General features: G+C 35.7%; 13 protein-coding genes, 6 tRNA genes and 1 pseudogene. 18 read left to right on the top strand and 2 right to left on the bottom strand.

The window, feature by feature from the left end:
• The first annotated feature begins 133 nt into the window (after window positions 1-133).
• The 12 genes from G5W_RS0112180 (at window position 134) to phoU (ending at window position 7,747) form a co-directional block, all read left to right on the top strand.
• Window positions 134-1,762 carry a Na/Pi cotransporter family protein gene (locus G5W_RS0112180; RefSeq protein WP_010097008.1) on the top strand — a complete coding sequence of 543 codons (1,629 nt, stop codon included), beginning with the start codon at window positions 134-136 and terminating at the stop codon, window positions 1,760-1,762.
• 280 nt (window positions 1,763-2,042) lie between these two features.
• Window positions 2,043-2,117, top strand: a tRNA-Asn gene (locus G5W_RS0112175).
• Between the two features lie 8 nt (window positions 2,118-2,125).
• Window positions 2,126-2,202, top strand: a tRNA-Met gene (locus G5W_RS0112170).
• Window positions 2,203-2,229: 27 nt separating this feature from the next.
• Window positions 2,230-2,305, top strand: a tRNA-His gene (locus G5W_RS0112165).
• A gap of 10 nt (window positions 2,306-2,315) precedes the next feature.
• Window positions 2,316-2,392 (top strand) — tRNA-Ile (locus tag G5W_RS0112160).
• 9 nt (window positions 2,393-2,401) lie between these two features.
• A tRNA-Ser gene (locus G5W_RS0112155) sits at window positions 2,402-2,494 on the top strand.
• A 24-nt stretch (window positions 2,495-2,518) separates the two neighbouring features.
• Window positions 2,519-2,594, top strand: a tRNA-Phe gene (locus G5W_RS0112150).
• Window positions 2,595-2,753: 159 nt separating this feature from the next.
• A complete protein-coding gene (gene sodA, locus G5W_RS0112145) occupies window positions 2,754-3,365 on the top strand; it encodes a superoxide dismutase SodA (RefSeq protein ID WP_010097007.1) in 612 nt (203 codons plus the stop codon).
• Between the two features lie 119 nt (window positions 3,366-3,484).
• The gene (locus G5W_RS0112140) at window positions 3,485-4,759 is read left to right on the top strand and encodes an MFS transporter (protein ID WP_010097006.1); all 1,275 of its coding nucleotides are present in this window, start codon (window positions 3,485-3,487) and stop codon (window positions 4,757-4,759) included.
• 66 nt (window positions 4,760-4,825) lie between these two features.
• A complete protein-coding gene (locus G5W_RS24695) occupies window positions 4,826-5,230 on the top strand; it encodes a penicillin-binding protein 2 (protein WP_337445668.1) in 405 nt (134 codons plus the stop codon).
• 47 nt (window positions 5,231-5,277) lie between these two features.
• Window positions 5,278-6,879, top strand: a complete 1,602-nt coding sequence (locus G5W_RS22250) for a peptidoglycan D,D-transpeptidase FtsI family protein (protein WP_337445667.1) — start codon at window positions 5,278-5,280, stop codon at window positions 6,877-6,879.
• A 208-nt stretch (window positions 6,880-7,087) separates the two neighbouring features.
• Window positions 7,088-7,747, top strand: coding sequence for a phosphate signaling complex protein PhoU (gene phoU, locus G5W_RS0112130; protein ID WP_010097005.1), 660 nt, complete (start codon window positions 7,088-7,090; stop codon window positions 7,745-7,747).
• Window positions 7,748-7,800: 53 nt separating this feature from the next.
• On the opposite strand, the gene G5W_RS22850 is transcribed toward phoU, so the two are convergent.
• Window positions 7,801-8,367, bottom strand: a complete 567-nt coding sequence (locus G5W_RS22850; RefSeq protein ID WP_010097004.1) for a hypothetical protein — start codon at window positions 8,365-8,367, stop codon at window positions 7,801-7,803.
• Between the two features lie 23 nt (window positions 8,368-8,390).
• A complete protein-coding gene (locus G5W_RS0112120; RefSeq protein ID WP_010097002.1) occupies window positions 8,391-8,606 on the bottom strand; it encodes a hypothetical protein in 216 nt (71 codons plus the stop codon).
• A 177-nt stretch (window positions 8,607-8,783) separates the two neighbouring features.
• On the opposite strand from G5W_RS0112120, the pseudogene rpmG reads away from it, so the two are divergent.
• From rpmG to G5W_RS0112100, 6 genes and pseudogenes are all read left to right on the top strand, one after another.
• Window positions 8,784-8,931: pseudogene (gene rpmG / locus G5W_RS23330) on the top strand (50S ribosomal protein L33).
• Between the two features lie 227 nt (window positions 8,932-9,158).
• Window positions 9,159-9,389, top strand: a complete 231-nt coding sequence (locus tag G5W_RS24690) for a hypothetical protein (RefSeq protein WP_010097000.1) — start codon at window positions 9,159-9,161, stop codon at window positions 9,387-9,389.
• A complete protein-coding gene (locus G5W_RS22245) occupies window positions 9,355-11,214 on the top strand; it encodes a penicillin-binding transpeptidase domain-containing protein (RefSeq protein WP_010096999.1) in 1,860 nt (619 codons plus the stop codon). Before G5W_RS24690 ends, G5W_RS22245 begins: the two co-directional genes overlap by 35 nt.
• An 80-nt stretch (window positions 11,215-11,294) precedes the next feature.
• The gene (locus G5W_RS0112110; protein ID WP_010096998.1) at window positions 11,295-11,852 is read left to right on the top strand and encodes a 5-formyltetrahydrofolate cyclo-ligase; all 558 of its coding nucleotides are present in this window, start codon (window positions 11,295-11,297) and stop codon (window positions 11,850-11,852) included.
• 71 nt (window positions 11,853-11,923) lie between these two features.
• On the top strand, window positions 11,924-12,121 hold the full coding sequence (locus G5W_RS0112105; RefSeq protein ID WP_010096997.1) for a hypothetical protein: 198 nt from the start codon (window positions 11,924-11,926) through the stop codon (window positions 12,119-12,121).
• 166 nt (window positions 12,122-12,287) lie between these two features.
• Window positions 12,288-13,841 (top strand): rhomboid family intramembrane serine protease, encoded by a 1,554-nt coding sequence (locus G5W_RS0112100; RefSeq protein ID WP_010096996.1) that lies wholly within the window; start codon window positions 12,288-12,290, stop codon window positions 13,839-13,841.
• Window positions 13,842-13,944 lie beyond the last annotated feature (103 nt).

Here is a 13,944-nt window from a genome sequence, read left to right as displayed (position 1 = left end):
ATATCATTACATTCGTGTCTGTATGATTGTAAATTTTATGTAAAGAATTTAATAATTACTTTACAAACTAGAAATATTCTACAATAATGGTTAAGGTGTGCTAATACAAATAATATTTAGGGGTGAAGATCCATTGGAAATAGATGTTCAAAAACTGATTTTTGAATTCATCGGTGGTTTAGGTATTTTTCTATTAGGTATTAAATTTATGGGTGATGGACTACAAAAATCAGCGGGCGATCGTTTAAGGGATATATTAGACAGATTCACAAGTAATCCATTTTTAGGTGTACTTGCTGGTATTATCGTGACTGTATTAATTCAAAGTAGTTCCGGTACTACTGTCCTAACGGTAGGTCTAGTAAATGCAGGTTTTATGACACTTAGACAAGCTATTGGTGTTATCATGGGTGCGAATATTGGTACTACTGTCACGGCATTCATTATTGGTATTGATCTAGGTGCTTATGCATTACCAATTTTAGCAGTTGGAGCCTTCCTGATATTCTTCTTTAAACATCAGAAGGTCACAGCGGTGGGACAAGCAGTATTTGGCTTTGGTGCATTATTCTTTGGATTAGAATTAATGAGTAGTGGAATGAAGCCATTACGTACACTAGAAGCGTTTCAAGAATTAACACTAAATATGAGTGATCATTCCATATTAGGTGTAGTGGTTGGTACGTTATTTACTGTCATTGTTCAAAGTTCTAGTGCAACAATTGGAATCTTACAAGGATTGTATGCAGAAGGGGCAATTAATTTACAAGCCGCTCTACCTGTCTTATTTGGTGATAACATTGGTACAACCATTACAGCTGTATTAGCTGCATTGGGTGCATCTGTTGCAGCAAGACGTGCGGCAGCTGTACATGTTACATTTAACTTAGTGGGGACAACAATATTTTTGTTCTTGCTGCCATTTTTCACAAAATTTGTTCAACTATTACAAGATCAACTTTCGTTAAATGAAGAAATGACTATTGCGTTTGCACACGGAAGCTTCAATATATTTAATACAATTATTCAATTCCCATTCATTGGAGCATTAGCTTGGCTAGTAACTAAATTGGTACCTGGAAAAGATACAACTATTGAATACAAGCCACAGCATTTAGATCCTATCTTTATTCAGCAATCTTCAGCATTAGCTTTAGATCAAGCGAAGGCTGAAATCATTCGTATGGGTGAATATGCACATCAAGGCCTGGAAGAAACAAATTCATACTTAACTACGAACCAAACAAAGCATGCAGATATGGCAATGCAAATTGAAGGTGCATTAAATAGTTTAGACCGTAGTATAACGGACTATCTAATCCATATATCCGGTGGTTCACTATCGGAGTTTGAAAGTGAAAAGCATACGATGCTAATGGATACTGTTCGAGACATAGAAAGAATCGGAGATCACTTTGAAAATATTGTCGAATTGATCGATTACAAGATCTCGAATAAAGTAGTCATTACCGATAAGGCACAAGAAGATTTAAATAATATGTTTGACTTGACGATGTCGACTGTTAAACAAGCTGTTAAAGCACTTGAAACAGGAAATCGTGAAGAGGCACTTGCTGTTATGCAAAAAGAAGATGAGATTGACAAGATGGAACGATCTTATCGTAAGAAACACATTATTCGTATGAATGAGGGTGAATGTAGTGTTTCTGCTGGTATCGTATTCGTCGATATTATTTCTAACCTAGAGCGCATAGGTGACCACGCAGTAAACATCGCTGAGGCTATTTTAGAGGATAAATAATTTTTTATCGAAAACACCGCATTTATGCGGTGTTTCTTTTATTTTCTCCTAGTTTTAGGGGAAGAATAGACTTTATATCATGGATTTTAAAAAAAATATATATTTTTGTTGATTTTTTATGATAATGATGATAAAGTAAATATTGTCGTTTTCAAAGATACATAAAATAACTAGTAAAGTTTTTGGTTGACATGAAAATCACATTATGATATATTATATCTCGTGCCACTTAATAGATAGGTGAGATAAAATATACTAGATTCCTTATCTGTTTTATTATTCCACAGTAGCTCAGTGGTAGAGCTATCGGCTGTTAACCGATCGGTCGTAGGTTCGAATCCTACCTGTGGAGCCAATACAAATGGCGGCGTAGCTCAGCTGGCGAGAGCGTACGGTTCATACCCGTGAGGTCGTGGGTTCGATCCCCTCCGCCGCTACCATTTACATTTTATCTTTATAGCATCATGGCGGTCGTGGCGAAGGGGTTAACGCACCGGATTGTGGCTCCGGCACTCGTGGGTTCGATTCCCACCGATCGCCCCATCATAATTTAGGACCCTTAGCTCAGTTGGTTAGAGCTATCGGCTCATAACCGATCGGTCGCAGGTTCGAGTCCTGCAGGGTCCACCATAAAAACTCGGAGGTATACCCAAGTCTGGCTGAAGGGATCGGTCTTGAAAACCGACAGGCGGGTCAAACCGCGCGGGGGTTCGAATCCCTCTACCTCCTCCATTTTATTCAAACAATATATCTTATGGCTTGGTAGCTCAGTCGGTAGAGCAATGGACTGAAAATCCATGTGTCGGCGGTTCGATTCCGTCCCAAGCCACCATTTTGTACAAGCTATTTGAGCTTGTTTTTTTGTTTTTTAGGACTTCATGTAGAATTGTTACGGAGTGATAAGCAAAAAATTTGCAAGATATGGTAACGCGTGATAACCTTTCAAATAAAGGGTATTATATCCTTATATAATTTGAAGGAGGAATTCGTTATGGCAAAATTTGAATTACCTGAATTACCTTATGCATATGATGCATTAGAACCACATATTGACAAAGAAACAATGAACATCCATCATACAAAGCATCATAATACTTATGTCACAAACTTAAATGCAGCATTAGAGGGCAGTGCAGACCTTCAAGGCAAATCTCTTGAAGATTTAGTAAGTAACCTTAACAATGTTCCTGAGAATATCCGTACAGCTGTACGGAATAATGGTGGTGGCCATGCTAACCACAGTCTATTCTGGAAAGTTCTTTCTCCAAACGGCGGAGGAGAGCCAACAGGGGAATTAGCTGATAAAATCAATGCTAAATTTGGTAGTTTTGCTAAATTTAAAGAGGAATTTGAAAATGCAGCGAAAGGTCGTTTTGGTTCAGGTTGGGCTTGGCTTGTTGTGAATAATGGTGAATTAGAAGTGACAAGTACTCCAAACCAAGATTCTCCTTTAATGGAAGGTAAAACACCTTTACTTGGATTAGACGTTTGGGAGCATGCTTACTACTTAAATTACCAAAACAGACGCCCAGACTATGTTTCAGCATTCTGGAATGTTGTTAATTGGGAAGAGGTTACAAAAAACTATAACGAAGCAAAATAATTCTTGTAAAAAAAGGATATTACGTTAGAGAAAATTCTCTACGTAATATCCTTTTTTTCTTTTTGCATATCTGCATTTGAATTGTTCACACTAAAGAAGGAGAAAAGGGGCAATTCATCATGCATAAAACCTTAGAATTTGTACTCGGAAAAACACAAATAAATCGAAGTCTTATTTTATTACTAGTAATTGGAGGTCTGTACTCTTTAGGTATCTATCTATCCAACACTTTTGTTAATATTTATCTTTGGAAACAGGCAGATGGTAATTACTATACTATAGCAACCTATAACTTAGCAATATTCATTTTGCAAGCTATCACATTTATAGTTGCGGGGAAAATCGCGAAAAAAGTTGACCGGGTAATCGTATTGAGGCTAGGTGTAACATTTTTATCGCTATTTTTTTTAACTGTTCTCATGATTGGGGATAAATCCGCTTATTTTAATATCCTATTAGGAAGTTTATTAGGGATTGGTTACGGTTTTTACTGGTTAGCATTTAATGTATTAACTTTTGAAATAACAGAACCAGAAACAAGAGACTTCTTTAACGGATTTCTAGGTGTTTTACAATCATTTGGTGGAATGATAGGTCCATTTTTTGCAGGATTAATTATTTCTAAAATGGATGCCAATATCGGATATACCACCATTTTTACGGTTTCGTTTATTTTATTCATTTCAGCAGTTGTTTGTAGTTTTTTTCTAAAGAGGAGACCCGCTGAAGGAGTATATTTATTTAAACGAGTAGTGGAAGAAAGGAAAAATAATAAGAACTGGCATCGAATACTGAATGCTCATCTTTTTCAGGGATTACGGGAAGGGATATTTTTATTTGTGATAACGATATGGGTTTATATTGTAACGCAGAGTGAACTTTCTCTAGGTATGTTCAATCTATACTTCTCTGGTTTTTCTTTTGTGTTCTACTTTTTAGCCACCAAATTTATCAAACCGTCTAAGCGGAAAAAGGCAATACTAATTGGTAGCTTATTGTTATACCTATCTCTATTTATTATTTTAGCTCATGCTAGTTATTTAACTTTGGTCGTTTACGGAATACTTATCGGGATTGCTTACCCTATCATTAATGTACCATATATCTCCATGACTTTTGATGTGATTGGTAAGGCGTGGAAGGCTGGTGAATTAAGAATTGAGTATATTGTTGTAAGAGAATTATACTCCAATATTGGAAGAGTAATTTCGATACTTTTCTTTATTATTAGTATTTCCATATTTGATGCAGAGCGTATCATTCCAATATTACTAGTTGTGTTCGGTGCAATGCATTTAGGGGTCTATCTATCTGTACGTAATATTTATCTAACAGGTTCTAATAAAAATGCGGTAATGATAAAAGATCAAGTAACCGACGAAAAAAATCGTTAAATACATCGCTATTTGATGTTATAATAAGTAATTAGAGAAAAAACAAAAAGCAAGTGGGGGAGAGAAATGAAGAAGAATAAAAAGAAAAGAGCTCAGCTTCCCTTTCGATTAAATATATTATTTTTTGTAGTATTTTTATTATTTGCTGTATTGATCCTTCAATTAGGGGTTGTGCAAATATTAAATGGGGAAGATTTTCAGGAAGAGATTGAACGTACAACACAGGATACTACAAAATTACCAGTACCTCGTGGTGAAATATATGATAGAAATCATCAAGTCATTGCAAAAAACAAACCGATGTATGCTATTACCTATACACCACCTAAAGGAGTACAACCAAAGGATAGACTTGAGGTAGCGCAGTTGCTATCTGAGTATATAGATATGTTTGATCCTGATTCAGAGCAAAGAGAAAAACAAAAGAAGAGTATTACAGAACGTGATAAAAAGAATATTGGTATCTGTTAAATGAAGAAGAAGCATTAGATAAGTTATCGGCAACAGAAACTGCGGAATTGGAACCAGCTGACCAGTATAAAACCATATTAGAGAGAATCACAAAAGCCGAATATAACAATATTACGGAGCAGGATGAAGAAATTATATTGATTAAAAAAGAACTAGACCGTGCTTATGCCTTAACCCCACAAATCGTTAAGAGTAAAAATGTCACACCAGAAGAATATGCTAGGGTTGCAGAACATCTAGCTGTGCTCCCGGGAATTAACGCGACAACCGATTGGATTAGAGAATATCCTTTCGAAGGAACATTTAAAAACTTAATAGGTAATGTGACAACAGAGAAAGAAGGTATTCCGGCAGAGCGGGTTGATTTTTATTTAGCAAAAGGATATAACCGTAATGACCGAGTAGGAGAAAATGGTCTAGAAGCTCAATATGAAGATCTACTAAGAGGGAGAAAAGAGCAGGTTCAATACACAATGGATAAAAGTGGTGTCATTCTTGACTCAAAAGTTGTTGTTCCTGGAGAAAGTGGGAAAGACTTAATTCTAACCATTGATATGGAGTTTCAAAAGAAGGTAGATGAGATCCTACAGTCTGAGTTAAAAGAGGCTACAAAAGGTGGAAAAAATCGTCATTTACGAGAAGCGATTGCAGTTGTGATGGACCCGAATACAGGGGAGTTATTAGCTGTATCGGGGCAAAGATTCGATGAAAACCAGAATAAACTATCGGATTCTTCCTATAACGCATTGTATGCATCACACAGACCTGGTTCTACTGTAAAAGGTGCTACCGTTCTTGCTGGGTATGAATCTGGTGTCATATCTCCAGGTCACACGGAATATGACCGTCCCATCAAGGTTAAGGGAACACCTACAAAGGGATCCTGGAAAGACTTAGGTTTAGTAAATGACTTGGATGCGCTGAGAAGATCATCAAACGTTTATATGTTCCATATAGCGATGATGATGGGTGGCGAGTATAACTATTATGAAGGTAAGAAAATCCGCTTTAACCCACAAGCATTTGAAGATATGCGTAATTATTTCAGACAGTTTGGCTTAGGTGTAGAAACTGGAGTTGACTTTCCATACGAAGAAAACGGATTAGTTGGTTCATTAAAAGATGGTGGGCTACTAATGGACTTTGCTATCGGGCAGTATGATACCTATACAGCGATGCAGCTTGCCCAATACGTTTCTACTATCGCCAATGGGGGATATCGTGTACAGCCACATTTCCTAAAAGAAGTTCGTAATCCGACGCTTGAAGCGGAAACTCTTGGTTCTGTCTACAGAACTATGAATACCAATGTTCTGAATAAGATTGTTATGGATGAAAATCTTATCAAACGTGTACAAGAGGGATTCCGACAAGTATTTCAAGAGCCAGGTGGAACAGCTTATAGTTATTTTAGAGGTACTGATTTTAATGCTGCAGGTAAAACGGGAACTGCCCAGAACGATTTATATAAAAATGGTAACCACTATAAAACGGTTAATCTAACGATGGTTGCATATGCACCATATGATAATCCGGAGATTGCAATTTCTGTAATTGTTCCGAACTTGGATGAGACGACAACATCTCCAATTAACCATAATATTACCAAAAGAATATTTGAGACTTATTTCTCTTTAAAGGAGAAATAAGAGACTAGTGGCGAGCAAACTAATCAGGATTCTGATAATAATATCGAACAAACTGCAAACGAATAGATTGATCAAAACCCTAGGTCCACACGATAGCGGACTTAGGGTTTTATGCATACAATTTTTACAATCCGTTTACAACCCCTTAATATGAGCTTCATATAGGTAAGTTATGATTATGGTATATTCAGATAGGGAGTGCGTTAAAATGCCAAGTCGTGAGCAATTTCATTCCGAAATGGAAGAACTAAATCAGGATATTATACAATTAGCAAATCGTACGAAAAAAGCATTAAGTGATTCATTAGAAGCGTTATTTAATCAAGATATAGAATTAGCACAACAGATTGTAAGTGATGACAAATTAATTGATAAAGAAGAGGCAAGGATAAACGATAAGGTGATTCTTCTCATTGCAAAACAACAACCAGTTGCTACGGATTTGCGCCGGTTAATCATTGCACTACGCGTTGTTACGGATATAGAACGAATGGGAGATAATGCTAAGAATATAGCAAAATCTACTCTTCGACTAGGGGAGAATTATCATACAGGTTTACCAGTAGAATTGAAAGCTATGCGGGATACTTCATTAATTATGTTGGAAACAGCAATAAGTGCATTTCAAAATGAGGATATTACCGTAGCTCATAAATTAGCAGAAATGGATGATAAGGTAGACAAACTTTATAAACAAGTTGTAACTGATATGTTGGGTAAAACTGCCTCAAACTCAGAGGATATTCAGTATGTCATGCAAATTGCATTTAGTGCTCGCTATATTGAACGGTTTGCGGACCATATAACGAATATTGGGGAGAGTATCCTATTTTTAGTAAAAGGCGAGATTGTGGATTTAAATGATTAAGCAATAAAAAAGGAAGAGGAGATATGGGTTACTACCCACCAATCCTCTTCCTTTTATTTTGTTAATGCTTCAGCGATTTCATAATGACTCATATCACTTGTTAGCTTAAAATCACCGAGTTGGATCCGTACTGCATACCCTTCATCTTCTAAATAAGCAATAAACTCATCGGAATTATTTATAATTCCATTCGCCTCAAGTGCATTGCTAATTTCAGAAGATGGCATGCCTGATTTGATTGTTAACGTGTAGGACTTAACTTCTTCTTTTTTAGTACTATCTTCTTTTGCTTTTTTATCTGTAGCAGAGTTAGAAGAATCTTCTTCAGACTTCTTTGTAGTATCTTGTTTGGTATCTTTATCTGTATCCTTTTCAGTTTTTTGATTTGATTCAGAGGCTACTTCCGTTTTCTCTTTAGGAGCTTCACCCGTCATGGATAACGAAATATATTCCTTCTCTGTAAGGACACGGTAGCCCTGATCCGCCATTTGACTAACAACATCTTCTATCGGCATGTCTGATAAGCTTTCTTCCGAACCATTGGAAAAGTATTCGACTACTAACATGATTGCTGCAGCTGTAAAAAGACCAACAGCAAATCCGCGTAACGTTTGTTTCATTTTTTTCACCTAACTTTATAAGATTAATAGTAATCTGTTTCTTGAAAGTCCTCTGTCAGTAATTCTTCCTCTAGAACTTTAATCTTTTTCTTTAATTGATAGCTTTCCTGCATTGTAGAGATTGACAATTGTTCTAGTTCACCTTCGATTTTCTCAAAGCGGTCACGAATGAAGAACGAAAGAACAAATAGAGCAATTGCAATTGCCACAATGGTTATTCCAGAAATAAGTATTCCCATTCCATTTACCTCCATTTCATTTACATTACTAGTTATATCACACATTTCGACAAGAAGGAACCATAAATTTTTTCCATACACTTGATTGATTGGCAAACATCTGCTATTATTAATAAGTCTGAAAAGAACTAATACATGTGATTAATGTAAGTCATTATAAGGTTTGGAGGGAAAAACATGCGCGTAAACATCACTTTAGCTTGTACTGAAACAGGAGATCGTAACTATATTACTACAAAAATAAGCGTACAAATCCTGAGCGTATTGAGCTTATGAAATATTGTCCACGTCTTAAAAACACACTTTACACCGTGAAACTAAATAATTAATTTTTCACGAATCAAAGCTTGCTCTTCCAATGATGGAGGGCAAGCTTTTTTATTTGTTAAGGATACTTACAATCTGTTAATCGGTATTTCTTGCGATATTGATGTGTTAACGCACGAACCATTAGATTTAAATAATATTACAATTTGAATTTATCTGTTTATTGGAATATAATGGCTCTGTAATGTAAGTGTAATCGTAATTTGAATCTATTGGGGGATGGGGATGAAGAAAGTCAAGACGAAAAAAAATCAGATTTTCTTTCGTTTGAATTTATTGTTTATTGTTATATTTATCTTGTTTGCTGCTTTAATCGTACAGTTAGGGGTCGTCCAGATTCTCAACGGAGAAAGTTTTCAAGGTGAGATTGATAAAACAACACAAGACTTAACAAAAATACCAGTACCTCGAGGAGAAATTTATGACCGTCATTATAATACAATTAGTAAAAAATAAGCCTATGTATGCTATAACATATACGCCACCAAAAGGAGTACAGGCAAAGGATAGGCTGATAGTAGCAGAGAAGCTTTCACAATATATTGATATCTTTCATCCTGATGAAGAGGAACGTAAAAACCAAATTGGCCGTATAACTACACGAGATAAGAAGGAATACTGGTATTTATTAAATGAAAAAGCTGCACAGGACAAGTTAACTGATAAGGAAGCGGTAGAGTTAAAACCTGAAGTGCAATATAAAGAGATTTTAGAGCGAATTACGGAAGAGGAATTTGATAACTTATCAGAAAAAGATATCGAAATCCTCCTTATAAAAAAAGAACTAGATCGTGCATATGCTTTATCTCCACAGATTGTAAAAAATGAGAATGTAACCACGGAAGAATATGCAATGGTTGCAGAAAATATTGCTGAACTACCAGGAATTAATGCAACAACCGATTGGGTGAGAGAATATCCATATGGAGATACATTTAAAAGAATGGTTGGGAATATAACAACAGAAAAAGAAGGGGTACCAGCTGAAAATATTGATTATTATTTAGCGAAGGGCTATAGCCGTAATGATCGTGTAGGTGAAAATGGTCTTGAATTACAATATGAAGAACTGCTAAGAGGAAGAAAAGAGCAAGTTAGCTATACAATGGATAGTAATTTCGTTATTCTTGAATCGGAAGTTGTTGTTCCAGGGGAAAGCGGAAAGGATTTAATCCTGACAGTTGATATGGAATTTCAAGAAATGGTGGATGAAATTTTACGAGAAGAACTGAGAGAAGCCACGGCTGGCGGTAGAAATAAACTACTGCGTGACGCCTTAGCAGTTGTGATTGACCCGCATACTGGTGAATTATTAGCTGTATCTGGTCAAAGCTTCGTTGATGAAAACCAAGATAAGATATATGATTCTGCTTTTAAAACAATCTATGATCAAAACAATCCCGGTTCCATAGTAAAAGGGGCAACCGTTCTTGCAGGATATCATTCCGGTATTATTTCACCTGGTAATCGTGTGTATGATGAACCAATACATATTAAAGGTACACCGATTAAGGGATCATGGACAGATTTAGGCTGGGTTAATGATTTGGATGCTTTGAGGCGATCCTCTAACGTTTATATGTTTTATATTGCGATGAAAATGGGAGGCGAGTACAATTATTATCCTGGTAAGAAGATAAGTTTTAATCCTCAAGCTTTTCAAGAAATGCGTAATTACTTTAAACAATTTGGATTAGGTACTAAAACGGGAGTTGATTTTCCAAATGAATCTCCTGGTTTAACAGGTGCATTACAGGATGGCGGATTATTAATGGACTTTGCAATTGGTCAGTACGATACTTATACTGTTATGCAGCTTGCTCAATATATATCCACTATAGCTAATGGAGGAAATCGTGTTCAGCCACACTTCTTAAAAGAAGTTCGTAATCCCTCTATGGGTGAGGATTTAGGAACAGTTTATAGAAGTATCAATACTAAGATATTAAATAAAATTGTAATGGATGAAACGTATATACAAAGGGTTCAAGAGGGGTTTAGACAAGTGTTCCAAGAACCAGGTGGAACTGCATTTAATTATTTTCGAGGTAATGAATATAAAATTGCAGGTAAGACTGGAACAGCTGAGAGTGATCATGGTACCATCAATTTAACAATGGTTTCATACGCACCGTATGATAATCCGGAAATTGCTGTTTCTGTTGTCATACCAAGACTAGACGAGGACATGACTAGTAATAATCATCAAATTACTAGTAAGATTTTTGATGCATATTTTACCTTAAAAAAGGAAAGGGCGAATAATGTGCCAAATGAGTAAAAACATTATGACATAAGCGTTCAAATAACTAATTGATACGGACGATTCTACATCTATATAAGTAAATAGGAGTGTAAGAAGTGGGGAAGAAAGAGATCCGAGACAGTATAATAAAATCACTACAAGATCTTTCTGATGAAGATAAACGTATAATTGAACTACAATTGTACCAGCATCTATTTGAATCGGAAGCATGGAAGAATTCCACTCGTATTGGTATTACAATCTCGAGAGGAATGGAATGGGATACTAGGGCAATCATAGAAGAGGGATGGAAGCAGGGAAAAGAAATAGTAGTCCCTAAGTGTATTCCGGGAGAAAAGAAGCTCCTATTCTACCGATTGCATCATTTTAGTGAATTAGAAACAGTTTATTATAATTTATTGGAACCAAAGCCTTTAGATGCGAATCTAGTTTTGAGTGAACAGATTGAACTTGTTATTGTCCCAGGTGTTGTTTTTAATAAAAAAGGATACAGGATTGGATTTGGCGGGGGTTACTATGATCGATTTTTGTCAACTTATAACGGTCATACACTTTCGTTGTTAAGCCGTCTACAGTTAATGGATGATATCCCCATTGAATCTCATGATATTCCAGTTAAACAGTTAATTACGGAAGCTGGAATTGTAAAATAATGTTATCCCGCATATTTTACCTCTGACTTGAAACACTATTAGTACCAAGCCTTTGGAAAGGGTGTTTTTAGATGAGAGCTCTAGTTATCATTACCACTATTGTTGCAGGGATATCCATGATTTACAAATGGCGCTATAAACTAATGAATGCCATATTGGCTGTTAGTTTTTTACGAAGAATGGCAGTATCCATTTCCATGAATATGCCTTCCATTCGAAACAAAATTCTGCCTAGTATCTTTAAACAGGAAACTAGTTCGACAAATTAATCCACTATTTTATGTTTTATCGATTAAAAGATAGCTGTTTTGGCAGCTTCTTTTTTTGTTTCAAGACCTTATTATAAAACCACCATAGAAATTAAAAATTATTATTGAATATGGAAAAAGCAATTGATGATTATTTCTGGTATGATAAATGAGGGGAGGGAAGTTTATGGAGAATAAATCCCAGCTTACCATGTATACTATTGCACATCAATTAGCCATGAACCATGGCTTCGATGTACTATATATGAATAATAATGTTCAGGAAATTTGGTTAGAGAAGGTAGTCGATAAAACTTCTAGAATTGTACGAATCTCAACGATTGGGTTTGATTGGAAAAATCACTTAAAAAAGGATGTTGCTATCGTATTTCAAAAAACGAAAGCAATGAAAAAATTGTTACAAGGTAAACATGTCGAGGTACATAATGTGTATATTTCTCCACATTCGCCAGTCGATAGTTGGGAAATCTTAAAAAAACCGATGATTGTCCAAGAGAAGAATCCGATCAAGATGAATGTATACTATTTATCAGGTGAGGAATGGGATTCGGAACAGAATCGTCTCGAGGAAAATATCGGCATTGTATTGGAGGAGAACATTCCATCACAATTTGATGAAGAATTAGAGAAAGAGATTCATCGATATAAAGTAGAGCTATATCAAAAAATCCAAGAGAAGAAGAAGAGAGAGGAAGGACTATTCTCGAATGGAAAACCAATCGTAACTTATTTGTTAATAGCGATAAATGCAATTTTATACCTTCTATTAGAGTTTAATGGTGGTAGTGAATCTAATGAAACATTAATCGAATATGGAGCGAAATTTAATCCACTAATACTAGACGGAGAGTGGTGGCGAGTTGTCACTTCTATGTTTTTACATATAGGATTATTCCATTTTATCTCGAACATGCTCTTTTTATATTATTTCGGATCGTTAGCTGAAAAAATATATGGTTCGCTTCGTTTCTTTTTCATCTATATGTTGGCTGGTATCGCAGGTAGTGTTGCTAGTTTTGCCTTTGTTACCAATTTATCGGCTGGTGCATCAGGAGCTTTATATGGATTGTTTGGAGCGTTTATTTATTTTGGACTGTTCCATAAGAAAATATTCTTCCGGACTATTGGTAAGGATATCCTAATGCTTTTGGGAATTAATATTGTGCTAGGTTTTGTCCTGCCACAACTAGATGTGACTGCTCATATGGGCGGCTTAGTTGCCGGTTTTATCGCAGCAGGAATTGTACATTTTCCGAAGAAAAGGAAGCTTGGAATACAAGCACTAGCATTTATCATATACGCTATTGCCATTTACTCTGTACTAATGTTTGGTGTAACGAACAATCAAACAAATCCGACCTATCATTTGATGAATATTGAAACCTTAATACAGGAAGAAAGATATGAAGAAGTAATTGATAGTGCAACGAAGGGGTTAGAAAACCCTGGGGAGTATGAGTCATTATTGCTGTTTCAACGTTCCTATGCTTATATTAAGTTAGAACAGATAAATGAAGCAATTACAGACTTGGAAAAGTCCATCAAGATAATGGATGATCCATCAGAGCTACCAGAGTCTTATTATAATCTAGCCCTTCTCTATCAAGAGATTGGCGATGAGAGGGCAGAAGAAATGATTCGAATAGCGTTTGAGACGAGTCCTTCAAACAAGCAAATTAAAGAATTGTACCAAAATATTACGGGAGAAATAGGTGATTAACTTTGGAGTTAATCACCTATTTTTTGGATTAGTTTTTCTTTTTTACCGTTCATTTCAAAAAGTACGATTAATTCTTTTCCATCTTTAGAGAGCAAGATTAATG

The organism is Ornithinibacillus scapharcae TW25 (genome assembly GCF_000190475.1).
Classification (GTDB): domain Bacteria; phylum Bacillota; class Bacilli; order Bacillales; family Amphibacillaceae; genus Ornithinibacillus; species Ornithinibacillus scapharcae.
The sequence above is the reverse complement of the archived record's forward strand: the minus strand, read 5'-3'. Positions and strand labels throughout refer to the sequence as shown.